This is a genomic window from Candidatus Zixiibacteriota bacterium, assembly GCA_040752595.1.
Taxonomy (GTDB): Bacteria; Zixibacteria; MSB-5A5; order WJJR01; family WJJR01; genus JACQFV01.
Genome location: JBFMGX010000019.1, coordinates 14796 through 32880, shown reverse-complemented (window position 1 = coordinate 32880; position 18085 = coordinate 14796). Strand labels below are relative to the sequence as shown.

The 18085-nt window shown below is 62.2% G+C and carries 15 protein-coding genes and 1 tRNA gene; 9 read left to right on the top strand and 7 right to left on the bottom strand.

Going from position 1 to position 18085, the window contains the following annotated elements; translation table 11 throughout:
• Positions 1–572, top strand: a 572-nt coding sequence (locus AB1792_06470; GenBank protein ID MEW5701856.1) for a VWA domain-containing protein, incomplete at its 5' end; no start/stop codon positions are given.
• Positions 573–818: 246 nt separating this feature from the next.
• Here AB1792_06470 and AB1792_06465 read toward each other — a convergent pair.
• The 3 genes from AB1792_06465 to AB1792_06455 form a co-directional block, all read right to left on the bottom strand.
• Positions 819–1889, bottom strand: coding sequence for a hypothetical protein (locus AB1792_06465; protein ID MEW5701855.1), 1071 nt, complete (start codon positions 1887–1889; stop codon positions 819–821).
• Positions 1890–2072: 183 nt separating this feature from the next.
• On the bottom strand, positions 2073–2471 hold the full coding sequence (locus AB1792_06460) for a spore germination protein GerW family protein (protein MEW5701854.1): 399 nt from the start codon (positions 2469–2471) through the stop codon (positions 2073–2075).
• Between the two features lie 16 nt (positions 2472–2487).
• A complete protein-coding gene (locus tag AB1792_06455; protein MEW5701853.1) occupies positions 2488–3168 on the bottom strand; it encodes a hypothetical protein in 681 nt (226 codons plus the stop codon).
• 187 nt (positions 3169–3355) lie between these two features.
• Here AB1792_06455 and AB1792_06450 point away from each other — a divergent pair, with 187 nt between their 5' ends.
• From AB1792_06450 to mscL, 4 genes are all read left to right on the top strand, one after another.
• Positions 3356–4147: a hypothetical protein gene (locus AB1792_06450; GenBank protein MEW5701852.1), complete on the top strand. Its 792-nt coding sequence runs from the start codon at positions 3356–3358 to the stop codon at positions 4145–4147.
• A 202-nt stretch (positions 4148–4349) separates the two neighbouring features.
• Positions 4350–5354, top strand: coding sequence for an amino acid--tRNA ligase-related protein (locus AB1792_06445; GenBank protein MEW5701851.1), 1005 nt, complete (start codon positions 4350–4352; stop codon positions 5352–5354).
• A gap of 209 nt (positions 5355–5563) precedes the next feature.
• On the top strand, positions 5564–6448 hold the full coding sequence (locus AB1792_06440; GenBank protein ID MEW5701850.1) for a DUF3078 domain-containing protein: 885 nt from the start codon (positions 5564–5566) through the stop codon (positions 6446–6448).
• Positions 6449–6625: 177 nt separating this feature from the next.
• Complete coding sequence (gene mscL, locus AB1792_06435; GenBank protein ID MEW5701849.1) at positions 6626–7066, top strand: large conductance mechanosensitive channel protein MscL; 441 nt, start codon at positions 6626–6628, stop codon at positions 7064–7066.
• Between the two features lie 95 nt (positions 7067–7161).
• Here mscL and AB1792_06430 read toward each other — a convergent pair.
• Positions 7162–7243, bottom strand: a tRNA-Leu gene (locus AB1792_06430).
• A gap of 298 nt (positions 7244–7541) precedes the next feature.
• On the opposite strand from AB1792_06430, the gene AB1792_06425 reads away from it, so the two are divergent.
• From AB1792_06425 to AB1792_06410, 4 genes are all read left to right on the top strand, one after another.
• A complete protein-coding gene (locus AB1792_06425) occupies positions 7542–8636 on the top strand; it encodes an efflux RND transporter periplasmic adaptor subunit (GenBank protein MEW5701848.1) in 1095 nt (364 codons plus the stop codon).
• 75 nt (positions 8637–8711) lie between these two features.
• Complete coding sequence (locus AB1792_06420; GenBank protein ID MEW5701847.1) at positions 8712–9944, top strand: ABC transporter permease; 1233 nt, start codon at positions 8712–8714, stop codon at positions 9942–9944.
• A gap of 161 nt (positions 9945–10105) precedes the next feature.
• Entirely contained in the window at positions 10106–11356 is a 1251-nt protein-coding gene (locus tag AB1792_06415; protein ID MEW5701846.1) for an ABC transporter permease, read from the top strand.
• 129 nt (positions 11357–11485) lie between these two features.
• Positions 11486–12193 carry an ABC transporter ATP-binding protein gene (locus AB1792_06410; protein ID MEW5701845.1) on the top strand — a complete coding sequence of 236 codons (708 nt, stop codon included), beginning with the start codon at positions 11486–11488 and terminating at the stop codon, positions 12191–12193.
• A gap of 106 nt (positions 12194–12299) precedes the next feature.
• On the opposite strand, the gene AB1792_06405 is transcribed toward AB1792_06410, so the two are convergent.
• The 3 genes from AB1792_06405 to AB1792_06395 all read right to left on the bottom strand — a co-directional run bounded on the left by AB1792_06405 (position 12300) and on the right by AB1792_06395 (position 18066).
• Positions 12300–13961, bottom strand: a complete 1662-nt coding sequence (locus AB1792_06405; protein ID MEW5701844.1) for a hypothetical protein — start codon at positions 13959–13961, stop codon at positions 12300–12302.
• A 364-nt stretch (positions 13962–14325) separates the two neighbouring features.
• Positions 14326–16722 (bottom strand): hypothetical protein, encoded by a 2397-nt coding sequence (locus AB1792_06400; protein MEW5701843.1) that lies wholly within the window; start codon positions 16720–16722, stop codon positions 14326–14328.
• Between the two features lie 378 nt (positions 16723–17100).
• Complete coding sequence (locus tag AB1792_06395; protein MEW5701842.1) at positions 17101–18066, bottom strand: phosphatase PAP2 family protein; 966 nt, start codon at positions 18064–18066, stop codon at positions 17101–17103.
• Positions 18067–18085 lie beyond the last annotated feature (19 nt).

Genomic DNA, 18085 nt, shown 5'->3' with positions numbered 1-18085 from the left:
CCGTGCTCCTCCTGGACATCTCGCATTCGATGATTCTCTACGGCGAAGACCGCATCACCCCGGCCAAGCAGGTGGCGCTCGCCTTCGCCGAGATGATTCTGACCCGCTATCCGAAGGACGCGCTCGACGTCGTCGTCTTCGGCGATGACGCCGCGATGATCCAAGTGGCCGATTTGGCGTATATCGGCGCCGGTCCCTACCACACCAACACGCAGGCGGGATTGCGGATGGCGCGGCAGATTCTGCTGCACCGCAAGCACCACAACAAGCAGATCTTCATGATCACCGACGGGAAGCCCTCGGTGATCCGCAAGCGCGACGGGACGATCTACCGGAACCCGGCGGGGCTGGATCCGGTCATCGTCAATCGGACACTCGACGAAGCGGTCATCTGCCGCCGCAAGAAGATCATCATCACCACGTTCATGGTGACCGCCGATCCCTATCTCCAGCAGTTCGTCCGCAAGCTCACCGCCCTCAACCGGGGACGCGCCTACTTCACCCCGCCCGACCGTCTGGGCGGATACATCTTCTGGGATTATCTGCACAACCGCCGCCGGCGGCTGCGATAGCGAAGTGTGGCCGTGACCTTGGTCACGGTCTACAAGGACCAACGGATCGGCATGCGAGCCGGAACACGGCGGGGTCACCGGTGCGTATTGTAGCTCTTGCGAGCCCTGACGAACGTCAGGGCCACACCGGCCATGAGCGTCACCGGCCAGCGTCCTTGCGTCGGGGCGGAGTCTCCCAGCCCGCTGACGTAAGAAGGGCACGGCACGCCGTGCCCCTACGCATCCTATTGTAGCAATCCACCGGATTCACTCGTCCTCCAGTCCCTCGCGGACGATCTCGTAGATGGTGCCGTCGACAGTGCCGACGTACATCCGGTGGAATGTGGTGCCGCGGCCCGGACCGAACGTGGTCGAGACAACGGTTCCCGGAATGCCGATGATCTTCTCCTTCACCCAGTCATAGGCCTCTTTATTGAATTCGAACATGCAGAATTCCCGTCCTGACATGGCAAAGAACTCATTGAAGCGGCGTTGATCCCCCTTGCCGATGAGATGGACCGCGCCATTGGCGACCGGAAGCCGCGAGGTCTCGTCCTCCATCCGTCCATAGAAGAGATACCGGAAGATGCCGTCGGCGCCGGAGTAAAAGACCACGATGTCGCGTTGGGTGGGATCGGCGGAGGATGCCATGTCCATCACCGGACCGGACATGGTGGCCCACTGGCCGCCGCTCCATTGGCCGAGAGTGTCCTGCTGGAACTTGTAGATGGTCCCCTTGCGCCCGGCCGTGATCGCGACCAGACCCTCCCGCCTGTAGTCAAAACACATGCAGTCGACACCGCCCTCCGTCGGCGGAAGCGTGACCGGATACCACTGGCCATCGGTGGCGACACGGAGATTGGTGACCAGGGATTTGCCGTCGATGACGAAGAGCTGCGATGGTCCGGGGCGATCCGGCTCACTGGCTGCAACACCGCGAATCGGCGGCGACAGCGCGATGATCTCCCGTTTAGACCAGCCCACCGCGCCGCGGGTCACCTCGATGACACGTCCCGACTTCGTCCCGACGTACAACGCCCAGACCTTGTTCGCACGCATGGCACCGGTGGCGGCGCAGGTGACCGGGTCTCCGATCGGGAAGACCCGTTCCACCGACCATTTCTCCTTCGAATAGCGTAGCTCCGCCACCTGCCCGGAGGAATCCACCGCCAGCACGGAACCCGCCTCGGGGTCGACGGCGGGGCAGATCACGACCTGCGCCAATCGTCCCAGTCCGGTCAAAATCGTATCCGACGGGTGCCAGTGGGTCGAGAGTTCACGGACGATCGGCTGGACCTGCGCCAGCGGCAGAAGGAGCAACATCGCAAGGGACAACATGAGCGGTTCCTCAACAGGTGGTGGGTGCGACGACTATTATGAATTATACACGATCACCGGCGGCGTGGAAAGGCCCGATGGCATGCGGACCAGCTGCTCAGCACACCCCGGTCAATGGACTTCCGGCGTGCTTGACCCCCATTCTGCGCGTCTGTCCGTCGGGGGCCGTCCCCCAAGCTGCGATCAGGTCGATTCCTTCTTCTCGACCTTGTCGCCTTTGTCGACCTTTTTCGCGGTCAGGTTCTTGATCGTCTCCATCAGATCGGGCGCGGCATCGAGGATCGCCTCGATCGCCCCCGGTTTGCGCGTCGACAGCAGGTACACGCGGTCGGCGTCGAGAACCAGAAACGCGGCCGGTTCCATCATGACGCCGCCCCCGCCACCGCCACCGAAGCCGGAGCCCTTGTCCACCCGGCTTCCCTCGCCGCCACCGGCTCCGAAGCCGACCGAGATCTTGCTGATCGGTATGACTGTCCTTGCCCCGGATGTCACCGGGTTGCCGACAATCGTCTCCGAGCGGGCCATCGCCCGCAGTTCACCCACGATCGTCTGCAGAATCTGTACAACGCTTCCCTCTGCCATACCCGCCTCCTCGTGTTCAACGCGCCCACGCCCGTTTCATTCTGATCACATCCCGCCATGGCATTGTGACCGCCGCTCTGCCCACGGCCCATACGACCATCAGCGGCAGTCCGCGATACATCAAGTCCGACTCGACCGCGAGCTCGGACGAGGCTCTGGGAGCAAAATCGAAGCTGCCGTTGACGTCCAATACCGGCCAACGCTTGCGGATGGCCGGTTGCATCGCCCAAAACACCCCGCTGGCCCAGCCGGTGAGGGCGGGATTCGCCGCCCGGACACTGACAAACACACGCCCCCGTTCCAGACGCCAGCAGCGCCACAGACGCCCCAAGAGTCGCGCGAGCACGATCGCCGCCCGCCGCAGTACGCTCCGGTATTCCCACAGTCGGGGTATGCGTGCGCCCGGTCGGGAGCCGGGTCGTGACGATGCCGCCGAATCCGGAGCGGCACCAGCGCGCGGTGGGACTGCGCCTGTCGATTTTATGTCGAACACTCCGACAGAAGACCAAAGTCGCAGACCCAGAAAGCGGACTTCGGCCCGTCCAACTCCCTGTCGCCACGCCACCTGCAAACCGATGTAGGAAATGCGCACCCGCCACTGTCCGCTCTCAAGGACCAACTGCAAGCGGATCGGCGCCAGGAGCATCAACGCCGTCGCCAGCAGACCAGGAAAACCCACGATGAGCCACCACGGCATCGGATCAACCCCACATTGCCCATGGCCGCATCGATGGTGGATGCGGCCCGTGTCAATCTAACACCCGGCCGGCCTAACCCGACGAAGTGATCGAGCACTATTGACGCGGGACGGGCCATCCCATTCACTTTTGTCGGTCGATGCGCCGATAATGTATAAACGGGGTGGGACTAACAGGGCGGGTCCAATGAACCAGAACAAGTTGCGGGGAATCTCACGGACAGCAATCCGATTCCGGGTGCTGGTGGCCATTTTGGCGGCGTCGGCATGGGGATGCTCATCGTCTCCCACAGACGGCGGCAAACCAAAGGCGAAGTACGATCTCCAGGTCATCCTGGAAAAGAACCTCAACGACGGCCGGGACTACCTCTGGACACGGTTTCTGCGCGAGCGTGAGGGGATCGTAGGCGGTATGGTCGTTGTCGATGGCGACACCATCCCGACGCTGCCGTTGTCGGGAGAAGGTTCCAAGAGCTACGGCATCGGTCACTGGACCACCGGCCGGGCGATACCGATTGCGGCGGTCGACACCAGCGAGGGATTCGTCTACCGGGATTCATTGGTTCTTCCCGCCGCCTTCTTCATCACCAACGTCATTCCGCCATCGCGCCTGTGGCAGGGAGGCACTGTCACCATCGAATGGTCGCCTTCTCTGGGAATCACCGGGTACGCCATCTCCGTGAAGCCGAGGACAACGGGTTCGGGGGCGGAAGGATTATCGGATCGCATCGACCTGGGGGAGTATTCCTACACGTTCAACGGCGAGGCCTTCCAAAACGATTTCGGCGTCACCGTCGCCGACGCTTATTTCATCCAGGTGCTGGCCTATACCCCGAATCTCCTATCCCGCGGGGATGCCACCTACAAATCCCCGCCGTTGGATACGCCGTCACCGATCCAGAAGGAATCGATCAGCGGCGTGCTCTGCGCGTTGACGGTCAGCGCCCGGGATTCGATCGTGGTGCCGCAGGGGCAATGACGACCTGAAATCTCGAATCGCAGGGCGGGCTTTGCCCGCCTTTCTTTTTGGCCGACTAATTTCGTCTTGACTTCGTTTCCGCACCGCCGCAAATAGCCCCGGCGCTTGCCTTGGCGGCAGCGCCCACTGATTCGAAAAGCTCCACCCACCCCTAACCGTCCCTCCGCGCCGAGACACGGAGGGCTTTGCCACGGGAGGTTTCATGAACAAGCATCAGATCTACGACGGTGTGCTCAAGGCGCTGTGGCGCTGGGCCGGCGAAAACGACTATCAATTTCGGCCCACCCCGCGCATCGTCACCGCCACCGGCGCCTGCGAGAACGTCGACACCCTCTGGGAGGTGACCTCGGCGAATGTCCCCGGCGAGTACTACTTCGCCCAGACGGGGCAACTCTACCTCGAAATGTCGCTCGCCGAAGTGCCGCGCGCCTTCACCGTCGGCTCCTCCGGACGCGCCGAGGCGACCATCGACCACCGCCACCTCCGTGAATTCACGCTCTTGGAAGTCGAAGGGCGCGGCGGCTTCCCAGAATTGGTCGGCACGATCAAGTCGCTGTTCTCCGCGATCGACGAGGTCTCGGCAACATGGGGTGCCGAGCCGATCGCTTCGCGTCTGCAACTGGTGACCTATTCCGAGGCCCTGAAGAAACTGGAATTGGGAGCCGACTCCTGGGGCGAGGACTTTTCGCACGCCCAAGAGATCGCGCTCTGTGCCGACGGGCCGGTGCTGTTGACCCATCATCCTGACCCGCAACCTGCCTTCGGGCCGCGGCCCACATTGGAGAAATTCTTCAACATGAAGCCGACGCCGACCCACAATGGCGATCGGCCGACCGTGCAGTCGTGCGATCTGTTGCTCCCGATCTCCGGCGAGTCCCTCGGCGGCGCCGTGCGCATTCATCAGAGTGACGTGCTGCGCGCCCGCCTGCTGAAATCCGGGATGTTCGCCACCCTCCAGCGGCGCGGTCTGGGATTGGCGCAGTTTGCCGACTACCTCGGACACATGGAAGCCCAGGGGCACCTCATCGGCGAGCACTACGGCTTCGGCGTCGGGATCGACCGGGTCGTGCAGTATCTCATGGGTGAGACCGACATCCGCCGCTGCGCCGGGTTCCTCGTGAACACCGACCTGTCGGCGGCGCCGGTCCCGGAGAATGGCAACGGCCATCATCCGGAAACGATTGAGGCGATCCTGGCCGAAGTCTGATCCCGCACTTCACTGACCAATTCCCAACGACGCGCCCCGCAGCAACGTGGGGCGCGTCTCTTGTTGGCAACACGACGGAAGCGGCACCGCTGTCCCTTGGAGGGAACAAGACTTGTCCTTTGGACATTCACGCGGTATTCCTTGGCCCAGGGCTGCTCGCGAAAAAGGGACTGGCCCAATTGAAACCGTGACATGATGAGGAGGGAACCGTGAAACTGGGCGCGCTCATGACGATCGCTTTGCTCGGGCTGACCACGACGGCCTTCGGTCAGGATTCGCTGGCCTGGAAGCCGACGGTCGACATGACGCTCACACTGGCTCAGAACGCCTACTCGGACAACTGGGCCGGCGGCGATGCGGGAAGTCTGACTTGGGTGGCCGGGGCGAATCTGGGTCTGGAGCGGCAGTTTCCGACCTCGTGGAACTGGCGCAATGCCCTGCATCTGGCCTATGGCCAGACCCACAGCCAGGACGCCGAGACCAAGGACTGGCGTAAACCCTTCAAATCGACCGACCTCATCGACTTCGAGAGTCTGTTGCGCTATCTGAACTGGAAGGCCCTGCCGCCCTATGCCGCCTTGCGTTTGATCAGCCAGCTTGAGGACGCCACGAACCCCAACCACAAGCTGTACCTCAACCCGATAGATCTGACTGAATCATTCGGCGTGACGCGCCTGGTCTACAAGCAGAGTGACGACGAGATACTCACCCGGGTCGGCGCCGGGCTGCGCCAAAGGATCATGCGCGCCTACAGTTCCGAATCGGACAAGACGACGACCACGACCACCAAGGACGGCGGCATGGAGTGGGTCACCGACGGGAAGTACAAGATCCCCCATTCCAGCGTCCTTTGGAAGACGAAGCTGACGGCGTTCAAGGCGCTGTTCAACTCGCGTGCCGACGAGTTGAAGGGCAGACCGGAAGAAGACTACTGGAAGTCCATAGACGTCAATTGGGAGAACACGCTGTCGGCGCAGGTCGCCAAGTATCTCGTCGTGTCGCTGTACGTCCAGTGGCTCTACGACAAAGAGGTCGCTCGCGGCGGCCGCTTCAAGGAGACGATCACGCTCGGCTTCGCCTGGAAGATGATCTGAGCGAGTAATTCCGGGGCTAGATGATAACCTCTCCCTCCGGCTTGCCCCGAGCGGGGTCGAGGAGGAGAGGACGATCCGTCCGAAGGACGGATCGGGTGAGGGAAATCTCCTACCCATTTGTCCTGTCAGAAGCGCTATAGGATGACAGTCGGTCAGAATCCAACACAGGGAGGGAACATGTTCAGGGAATTCAAAACCTTCGCCATGCGCGGCAACGTGGTCGACATGGCGGTCGGGATCATCATCGGCGCGGCGTTCGGCAAGATCGTCTCATCGCTGGTGGGCGATGTTCTCATGCCGCCGATCGGCCGGCTTCTCGGCAATGTCGACTTCAGCAACCTGTTCATCTCGCTGTCGGGCGGCACCTACGCCTCATTGAAGGAAGCGCAGGCCGCCGGGGCGGCGACCATCAACTACGGCGTCTTCATCAACACGATCATCGACTTCATCATCGTCGCCTTCGCGATCTTTATGGTTGTCAAGGGAATGAACCGGATGAAGAAACAGGCAGAGACGCCGGCGGTCCCGACCACCAAGCCCTGTCCGGAATGCCTCTCCGAGATACCGATCAAGGCGACCCGTTGCGCCCACTGCACGGTCGTCTTGGCGAATGTGTGACCATCACGGGCGGCCACAGGGGCCCGCCCCTACGACACACGTGCCATTCCATCGTAGGGGCAGGCCCCTGTGCCTGCCCGATGTCATTTCATGAGTGCGAAAGGGGGGATTTGAACCCCCACGGGTTGCCCCACGGGATCCTAAGTCCCGCGCGTCTGCCAATTCCGCCACTTTCGCATCGCACTTCCCTGCCATCTCAATATAGACCTGCCATCTCGGTCACACAAGGTGACGCCGGAGATCGTAAGCCCACGGCTTACGCCGTGGGCTATTGACTTGCGCCCCTTCGGGACTCCGGGATCCCACCCTTCGGGTGGGGCACCGGAGGCGTTGCACATGCCCACGGTGCGTCGAGACCCGGCCACGAAACCTTTGACCAAGACGTCCGTATTATTGAAGGCGCCGCCATTTCGCGTCGGCAGGCGGCGCTCAGGCCGAATCGCATACTCACCCCTACCACGCGGAGCCGGACTCCATGTTCAAGAAAATCGGTTTGGGGATCACGGGCGTGATCATCGTCGCCGGCGTGATCTTCATCATCATGAACCGTTCCGGGCACGGCGATGCCTCCTTCAAGCTGGTCAAAGTCGAGCGCGGCACGATCATCGACAAGGCGCTGGCGATCGGACGTATCGAGCCCGACAATGAGATCGCCATCAAGTCCAAGATCTCCGGGCTCGTGAAGAAGTTGCTGGTCGAGATCGGCGACTCGGTGCACACCGGCGACCCGCTGATCGAGGTCGCTCCCGATCCGACGCCTTTGGAGTACGCCGAGGCCAAGCGCAATGTCGAGCTGGCGGCGGTCGCCTACGACCAAGCCAAACGCGATTATGATCGCGCCAAGGAACTGAGTGACAAGAACCTCATGTCCACAAATGACATCGAGAAATACCGCCAGACATTGGACGAGACCGATCTGCGACGGAAACTCGCCGAGGAGAGATTCTCGCTGATCGAGAGCGGCAAGACCACGATTGCCAACAAGGCGGTCGAGTCGGTCATCCGTTCGCCGATCACCGGCACGGTGCTGGCCCGTCACGTCAACCAGGGTGATCCGGTGGTGCCGCTGACGTCATTTCAGGAGGGGACGGCGCTGTTGACGCTGGCATCGATGGAACGACTATTATTCAAGGGCACGGTCGATGAAATCGACGTCGGCAAGCTGCGTCAGGGAATGCCGGTCGATTTGAAGGTCGGCGCTCTTCCCAGTGCGCCGGTGAAAGGGGAGCTCTACAAGATATCGCCCAAGGCGCGCAAAGAAGACAACACGGTTCTCTTCGACGTCGAGATTCATCTGACGTCGGTTCCAGACACGGTGACCTTGCGCGCCGGATACTCGGCCAATGCCGAGATCGTGATCAACCGCAAGGACTCGGTTCTGGTTCTGCCGGAACGGCTGGTGACCTTCCGCGCCGATTCCGCCTATGTCGAGATTCCCACCGACGTCAAAGATCAGGCCAAGGAGATCCCGATCAAGACCGGCCTGTCCGACGGCTTGCAGGTGGAAATTCTCGCGGGCCTGGATGATAGTGCGCAGGTGATCGAACGGCCGCCGAAGGAGATCAAGTAGGGGCACGGCCTGCCGTGCCCGGACATACGTTCCGCAGGGGGCTAAAAGCCCCCTGTCCTCGAAATCAGAATCGACATGCCGCTGGGAGTGTTCATCACGCAGTTGTGGCGCGACGTGCGGTCGCAGAAGATGCGCACGACGCTCACGGTCTTCGGCATTCTCTGGGGAACGGCGTCCGTTGTCTTGCTCCTGGCCTTCGGCAAAGGGATTCACGCCTCGCAGCAGGCGGCCTTTCGCGGCCTCGGTGAATATATCGTGATCATGTGGCCCGGTCGCACCTCCAAGGTGTATCAGGGGCTGGCCCGCAACCGCGTCATCCGTTTTCGCGAGGACGACGCCCGTCTGCTCAAGGCCCAGGTTCCGCACATGGGCAACATCTCGGCGGAGTACATGCTCTGGGATGCCAAGGCGCGTGTCGGCAAAGTCGAGAAGCTGATCCAGATTTCCGGATGCTGGCCCGAGTATGCCGGGATGCGTAATGTCATCCCCAACGCCGAATCGCGCTTCTTCAATGACGAGGACATGGCCGGTCGCCGCCGCGTCATCTTCATCGGCCCGGAATTGAAGAAAGACCTCTTCGGCGATGAGCCGGCGGTCGGACGGATCGTCTTCATCAACGGCGTCCCCTTCACCGTCGTCGGCGTGATGATCGAAAAGAAGCAGGATTCCTCCTACAGCGGCCGCGACACCCGTCGTGCCTTCATTCCCTCGACGACCTTTCAGGCGATGTACGGGCGGGAGTATGTCAACAACATCGTCTTCCGCGCCGACGATCCCAGCCGCACCGAGAGCGTGAAGAAGGGGGTCTACAAGGTCCTCGGCACCAAGTACAAGTTCGACCCCGACGACAAAGAGGCGCTCGCCCTGTGGGACACGACCGAGCAGGAGCAGTTCTTCGGCGTCTTCTTCGTCGCCTTCCGCATCTTTCTGGGCGTGATCGGCGCCTTCACGCTGATCGTGGGCGGAATCAGCATCTCGAACATCATGAACGTCGTGGTCGAGGAGCGCACCAAGGAGATCGGCATCAAGATGGCGATCGGCGCCAAGCCGCGGTTCATCATGGGTCAGTTCGTGTTCGAGACGCTGATGCTGACCGCGGTCGGTGGACTGTTGGGCTTTCTGTTTGCCTGGGGTGTCGTGTCGATCGTGCCCAGCTTCAAGATCGAGGATTACATCGGTACGCCGACCATCTCCACCTCGGTGGCGGTGGCGGCGCTGTCGGTGCTGGCACTGATCGGGTTGGTGGCGGGGTATTTCCCCGCGCGACGGGCGGCACGCTGCAATCCGATCGAGGCGTTGCGGCTGTAAGGGTGGTTCGTGACAGTTCAGGACCCAATCGCCCCAACTGTCATGCCGAGCGCAGCGAGGCATCTGCTGTTCTCTTGGGGACGTCCCCAACAGCAGACCCCTCGCTCCGCTCGGGGTGACAACGGTGTGGCCCCTGCGCGGGAACTGTAAGCAGGAACTGTATGGGCGCCGTGATCTTCCTCAAGTACTTCTGGGCCGAGTTGCGGAAGCAGAAAAAGCGCGCGGCGTTGACCGTGGCGGCGATCGTCTGGGGGACGATGTCGATCCTCCTGCTTCTGGCGTTCGGCGAAGGACTGCGTACGCAATTGGATCGCAACAGCCGCGGTCTGGGGGAGACGATCATCATCGCCTGGGGGGGCCAGACCTCGATCCCGTACCAAGGGCTGCCGCGCGGCCGACGGATCCGTTTTCTGCCCGAGGACGTGGACGTCCTCAAGCAGAGTATCCCCGAGATCGAGCGCATCGGCGCGGAGTACTCCAATTGGGGCGTCGATCTGGTGCGGGGGCAAAAGGTTCTTTCCCAACATGTTTGCGGTGAATACCCGACCTACCAGGAGATGCGGTCGCACTATCCGACCGCCGGCGGCCGCTACTTGAACGAGTCCGACATGGAGCTGAAGCGGCGCGTGATCTTCCTCGGCTATGAACTGGCCACGAAGCTCTTCGGAGATGAGGACCCCGTGGGACAGACCGTCATGCTGGCCTCTGTCCCCTTCACGGTGATCGGCGTCGGCCAAAACAAACAACAAATGGAAATGTACGGCGGCCCGGACGTCGACAAGGCCTCGATCCCGGCCACAACGTTCCATTCGCTCTTCGGCAACAAGTACCTGAGCAACCTGGTCGTCCAGCCGCAGTCGGACCAGCTCGCCGAGGTGGTCAAGAGCCGCATGTATCAGGTGATGGGTGCGCGGCAGAAGTTCGACCCGACCGACAAGCAGGCGCTCTCCATCTGGGATACCATCAAAGGACGTCGAGAGATGCGCAACATGATGCTGGGGATGCAGATCTTCATGGGCATCATCGGCGGCATGACGCTGCTCATCGCCGGTGTCGGCGTGGCCAACATCATGTATGTCGTCATCCGCGAGCGCACCAAGGAGATCGGCATCAAGATGGCGCTCGGCGCCAAGCCGAGGACGATCTCCGCCCAGGTGCTGCTGGAAGCGCTGTTGATCTGCTTCAGCGGCGGGGCGATCGGGATCTTCGTCTCGCAATTGGTCTGCGACCTGTCGGCACTCGTGCCCCGCGATCCGAAATCGGCGATGGCCTGGCTCGGTAACCCAACCATCTCCGTGCCGATCGGTCTGATCACGATCTCGATTCTGGCGCTGATCGGCCTGGCATCGGGGTATTTCCCCGCCCGCAAGGCGGCGCGACTGAACCCGGCGGAGACGTTGCGATATGAATAACAGGAATACGGCGGGCGGCTTGTCCCGAGCGAAGCCGAGGGGAGCCCACCCTACATCCGTCAACGGGATTCGTTTGTAGGGGCGCATGGCAATGCGCCCGCCATCCAACGTCGGACTTTGTTCAGAGGAATGAACGATATGACACAGAACGGCAACATCATCACGCTATCGGATGTGCGCAAGACCTACGACACCGGCAAAGTGCAGGTGGAGGCATTGCGCGGCGTCGACTTGGTTCTGCGGCGCGGCGAATTCGTCACGCTGGTCGGCCCCAGCGGCTCGGGGAAATCGACCCTGATGAACATCATCGGCTGTCTCGATGTGCCGACCGATGGCACGTATGATTTCAACGACGAGCCGGTGCACAAGTTGTCGGTCAACCGTCTGGCGGAGATCCGCAATCAGGAGATCGGTTTCGTCTTTCAGAACTTCAATCTGCTGCCCTATGCGACCGCGCTGGAAAACGTCGAGTTGCCTCTGGTCTTTCGCGGGATCAAGGCCAAGGAGCGACGTCACCGCGCGCTGGCAGTGCTGGAACGGGTCGGCCTCGGCGATCGCACCGGGCACAAGCCCACCGAGCTCTCCGGCGGTCAGATGCAGCGTTGCGCCATTGCGCGCGCGCTGGCCAACAATCCCTCATTGATCCTGGCCGATGAGCCGACCGGAAACCTCGACACCGCCTCCGGGCGGGAGATCGTCGACCTCTTTGAGGAGCTGTGGAAGGCCGGGCACACGATCATGATCATCACCCACGATCCCAATCTCCCCATGCGCAGCGAACGCACCCTCCATTTGCGCGATGGGCGCCTCGAGAACGGCAACGGCGCGCACGTGTGATCTCTTCATGAACTATGTAGGGGCGAGGCGTTGCCTCGCCCATGGGCGACCCGGCGGGTCGCCCCTACGTGGATTGAATGCGTGCCAGATTGCAGTCCACCCGCAGCTACGGAAGCCGGATCAGCCGCGTCTCCCCCGACTCCTCGTGCCACACCATCGCGTCGATACCGGCGGTACGCAATTCCGCCCGCTCGGCATCGCCGAATTGACGCCACTGGCTCATGCGGTCAAACAGCGTCCACGCCTTGCGGGATCGGTGTGTGATGTATCCATTGGCCGATTTCTTGCCGTGAAACGTCTGCCAGTACATGTAGCGATTGCAGATCTGGCTGGAGGCGGCGATCGGCCCATCATAGATGGCGCGGATTGAAGGATCGCTCGCCACCTGCTGGTAGATCGGGGGAACCGTCATCTCCCACAGCCGGATGCTGGTGCGCGTGTATTCCAAGAAGAGCCCCACGATTAGGACCAGTGTGGCGATGATCGCCACTGGCACACGTCGCAACGCGCGGTCGAGTCCAGGATGCTGCGCCCGCCAGATGGCGAAACCACACGCGCAGAAGACCACCAAACACAAATGTCCCAGCATCGCCAGCCGCCCCGGGGTGCGCGACAAACCGAGATAGGGAACGGTGTCAAACAGCCAGCGATACGGCATGATGCCATCGAACAGATACCGCCCGCTGATCTTCAACGTCGGTCCCAGGGACAAGATCAGGAAGACGGCGGCAAGCACAAGCCAACGCCACGGCGCGTGTCGTCGCAACAAGACGATGACCGCCACGGTCGCTGCCAATAGAATCCACCCCAGAAAGATCTCGCTGCTCAGCCCCGGCGCAAACCCGCCCTCCAAGTGCAACCACTGTGCCACCAGACTGGTCTGGGTCGTCGGCACAAACAGATCGGAGATGGCGGCGGAGAACTGGACGGTGTCCTCCCAGCGCAGGTTCCAGGGCGAATCGACGTGGCGCAGGGCAATCAAGCCGGGGACAACAAGAACCGCCACTATGGCCGCGCTCAACGCGGCCATCATCAGAATGCGTCGCCGATTTGCCGCCTCCCGAAACGCCCCCCAATCGACCAGCACACAACCGATCAACAGAAGAACGGTGAACGCGGTGCCGGTCAGGCAGGTATGGAACATTGCCGTGAGGCAAACCGCCGCGCCGATCGCGGGCCTGATCCCCGGCTGCCGCAGCAATCGCAGCGCGAAGTGGACTGCCAGGATTCCCCAGCCGAACGACAGCAGATTGAGGTGGTTCAAATGCCAGATGCGATACGGCGCGCCGACAATGAAGATGCTCCCCCAGAAAGCGGCCAACGTGCTGCCTGAGAATTGACGGATCAACGTGAATGCCGCCAATCCCGTGAGCACGAACGACAGAACGATGAGTGCGTTGAACACTGAAGTGCTGTTGATCGCTGCACCGGTGATGGTCGAAACCGCCAGCGCCACCAGATTCGTCAGCGGGCAGAGGTGGTAGGCCAGCCCGGTTCCATAGGGGAAGTAGATGTCGGTGGTCCAGTACGGGTTCTGATGGAGCGCAAAGAGCGCCTTCTTCATCCACCAGAAGAACCAGATCGTTTGAAACTGATCACCGGAGGCATCCGCCTCCGGCGTGTGCGTGGTGAAGTGCAGAATCAACGGCCAGGTGAAGAGGATGGCGATACCAACGTATGCGACGACAAGCGCGGCATAGAGGCCGACCGTCGTACGTGATGCTGTCGGTGTCGCCGTGTCCATTGGCGGCAAGATGGCACGGTGCACGCCGGATCGCAACGGGCGGGATGGAGACGCACTGAACTGACAAGATGGTGGGCAGAGCCCACCCTACACTGCGGAATCACTTCGTCTTCGTAGGTTGGGCTTTGCCCACCATTGACGCGCATGGCGTGACAGGGGGTATCAGCACGCCCCAGACTCGCATGTGCGTGCCCGGGCAAAACGCACCGCAGTCCACACGCACAAGAGGCCGTCACAATTCGGACGGCCTCTTGTGCATGGCACCCGATGTGACAAATGAAGAGTGAAACTGATAACCTCCCCCTCCGGGAGAGGTCGATCCGTCCCGAGGACGGATCGGGTGAGGGAGCTCCTCCACGCGTTTATTCTGTGAGAAGCCCAAGAGCCGTCAGGGTCGAGGCGACTTCTCCATCACCCTGGCAAAGGACAAGATCGCCTCCCACTGCCCGGCGGCATGGATGCCCGCCTCTTCCAGCACCTTCTCGGCAGAGCCGCTGCCAAGGTAATGGTGGTGGCGGAACGAGTGCAGAGTATGGTCCAGCCCGAGCGATGAGCGCACCCAGCGGTACATTGTCGGCAACGTGAAGTCGGTGATTCCCATCGACTCGAAGGCCAGCCGCTCGGGGAAGATGCGCGCCTGCTCGGCGGGATCGAGCAGGTTGAACATTTCGACGGAGGAGACATAGTAGACATTCATATTGAACCCCGCTTGGTCCAGACGCGGGAGCACATCGTTGACGAAGATCGTGGCCACGCCGTTCCCCTGCAGAACGATGGTGCCGTGGTATGCCTTGGCGCCGGCATCGGCCTGGCGCAAGGCATACACTCCATGGACGGCTTCCGTCACCGGGGGCAGCCGCAGCTTGTCCCGGTCGACGAGGACATCGGCCGGACGAGTAACAAACGGCGCCAGCACCGCCGGCCGTTGCCGCAACGCCGCCACCACCAGCGGCCAGATCTCACGCGCATCCCACGGCGTCAGTGTGATCACGACCTTGCCCGGAAAACACTCCTGCAGCAGTTGCAGCGCCTGCGGGTCGGCATGGGTGGGGCCGTCCTCGCCGGTCTTCACCCCCGCGTGGGCATTGACCATGATCCAGGTGTCGTACGGCTGACCGGTGATCGCCTCGCGCGCCTGCTGGCCGATGCCGTGCAAGCGGGCGGTGATGTGCTCCAGCGCCGCGATGAAGGCGCCATACGACGACGAGACACCGATGTGCCCGCCGAAACTGGCCAGCCCCGACATGAAACCACCCATGGCATCCTCGCAGATGCCGCCGATCGCCACGAGCCGGGAGCCGGGATTCCGCACGGTGTGGTACCACCCCTCCGCGAATCCCTTGCCGATGTTGGCGACGCTGGTCGAGCCGGAGAGATCGGCGGCGGCGGCGAAAAACCCGCCCTGCGTGCGCCGATTCAACTCACCGATGGCATGTCCCAGCGCATCGCGCAGCGTCACTGCATCGCCGGGCTTGTAGCGGAGCGCCTCCGGCGGCGCCTCGGCACTGATCTGCGGATCAGTGTAGAGCGTTGCCAGCCGCGGCGCCTGCTCGGCGGGACGGCGACGACGTTTTTCGAGGCGATCACGCGCAGCGGCCAGCCGGTCGCCGGCAAAGGTCGACAGCGCGCTGTCCTTCTCGATCACGCTGCGCACAACCATCAACGAATCGTAGTAGCACTGCTCGATCTGGACCGGCTTGGCCTCGCCTGAGAAGCGCGGAAACACGACACCGAAGGCACTCTCGAACTCCGCTAGCGACTTGTAGTATCCCTCCGAGGCGAATTTGTGACCGGCGCCGTGCGAGGAGCGTCCCTCGACTCCGTACCGCCATCCCTTGATCGTCCGGTAGACCACCGCCGTCGGCTGGCCATTGTCGAGCGACAGTGCCAACTCCTGCGCCGCCAGAACCTGACGGAAGTCCATTCCATCCGGGACCAGAATCGCATTCCAGTCATGGAAGAGTGCCAGCTCCAACGGGTTCCATTGCACATATTCGCCCGGCCCCTTCTCATCGAGACAGACATGGTTCGAGTCAATCGAGGCCTGGTTGAAATCGACGTGGAGGATGATGTTGCGCAACCCGATGGTGGCGGCGGCGGCGAGCGCCTCGTGCACACGTCCAGGGGTCATCCCTCCTTCTCCTTCGAGGACATGCACGCGGGGCGGGTCATCGCGATACACATCCAGCGCCCCCATCGCCACGCCGAAGGCGGTCGGCACGCCGACGCCGCTGGCGCCGGTGGCATGCTTCACGAATGGGACATAGCAGGTCGGATGACCATCGAGCGGCTTGGCATTGAGGCGGCGGAACAGCGGTGTCTCGTTCGTCGGGTTGCGACGGAACCCCAACAAATCCTCGAGTCGCAGTTGCCGTTTCTCCGGTGCCAAGAGATCGGGACGCGACACCCGCGCCAACTCGTTGCGCAGCGCCCAATTCGCATACAGGCCCATCGCCTTGTGCCCGGCCGCATATGACAGGATATCGTTGTCAGGACGATCCGGTTGGCTCAGATCGTAATCGAGCGCCCGATAGATGATCCCGTGGACAATTCGCCCCGATGAAATACTCCCCCCGGGGTGTCCGGAAGTGGGGACGAAATTGTAGAGGACGGCGCACAGCGTACGGTACATCAGATCGATCTTCTCCCACTGCGCCAATTCGTTCTGATCCCACCGGATCGCCACCGCCGAGGGCTCGGCCGTGATGTCATGGTAGCGGCCCCGACGCGGGCGGAAGATCGGCTGCGAGTGGGCAGCGGTTGGATTCTCGGCAACAGTCGGCATGGCAGAACTCCTCGCCCGGATCGCAGGCGGCTGATGGCGATACGCCAATGCGGCCAGCCGCAGAACGACGGAGCGACAGTCATCGACCCGCGCCGGGCCCGTTCCGTGCTCAACCTACGTCATTCTGGCGTAGAGATAAACGGGCTGAGCGGTGGAATTGACGGCCCGCTGTCAAAATCGGCCCGCGATCGGCTTCCCATATCATGCCTGTGCTGTCGGGCGCAGGCGCGTCGTGCCACCAAGTTCTAGCAGGTTGCTGGAAGACCCAAGAAATGCGGACCTGTCCGACCATTGTCATCCCGAGCGGAGCGAGGGATCTGCTGTTTCTCCCTATGAAACCGACGGCAGATTCTTCGCCCCGCCCAACAGCGGCGGGGCTCAGAATGACATGGATTGACCTTTTTCAGCAGCCTGATAGAGCGGCATTGTGACGATAACGCCGGAACCATCTGAGAAGAACCAGGAAGTAATCCGCGGGCGCGATGCCGTCTCTGTCTCCCGCCGTTGACCACGGTGCACGACCGCCCGCCCGACAGTCGTTCCGATCAATGAACCGGCCACCACGTCAGAAGCAAAATGCACGTTGCGATTGACCCGGGCGAAGGCGACCATCCCGGTCAGACCGTACGCCGTTGCCTTGACCCACAGAGGATCATAGTGCGCCGCGATCACAGACGCCACGGAGAAGGCGCGCGTGGCATGACCCGAGGGAAACGACGAATGGCCGCTGAAGGGGTCGAACTTGTCCGCATCAAGACTCTGGAAGGGGCGGTAGCGACCGACGGCTTCCTTCAGGGCCGGTGTGATGATCTGTGAGGCGATCAGCATGGAGGCCAGACCATCCCAGGCGACCGCCGTCGCCTGGGAGTCCGCGAGCATCGCTCCGGCCATAAAGAACCCCCCCCCCAGCGCGCCGACCGCATACCCGGCCCCGAGTGGCTCGACCGCTTCGACGACGTGATCCACAGTACGGGTGCGGTTCCGTTGCGAGAGAATCCGAATCGGTTGATCGGCGAACCCGACCGAAACAACGGTCGCTGTCAAGAGTGAGAATCTCTGCCGGTCTCGTCCTCCCCAGCGGACCGGAGATGTCAGCACGCCATATGTGTTTTGCAGGAGGAACCGGGCGCGACCCACGAACTGTGCGCTGATGGCCTGCCGTGTCGCGCCAAAATCTCCTTGGGCCGCCTCGGAATCCCCGCTTCGTGATGCCACGGACGCAATATCGCCGCTACCACGGGAGTATTGTGACCACCTCGGCGCGATTGCCGCGGCGGCGGGCGTCGCCACGCAGAAAAGCGCCGACAACAACGCTCGATCGACAATCGCTCTGGGGATCCACATGGATGTTGTGCCACAGGTC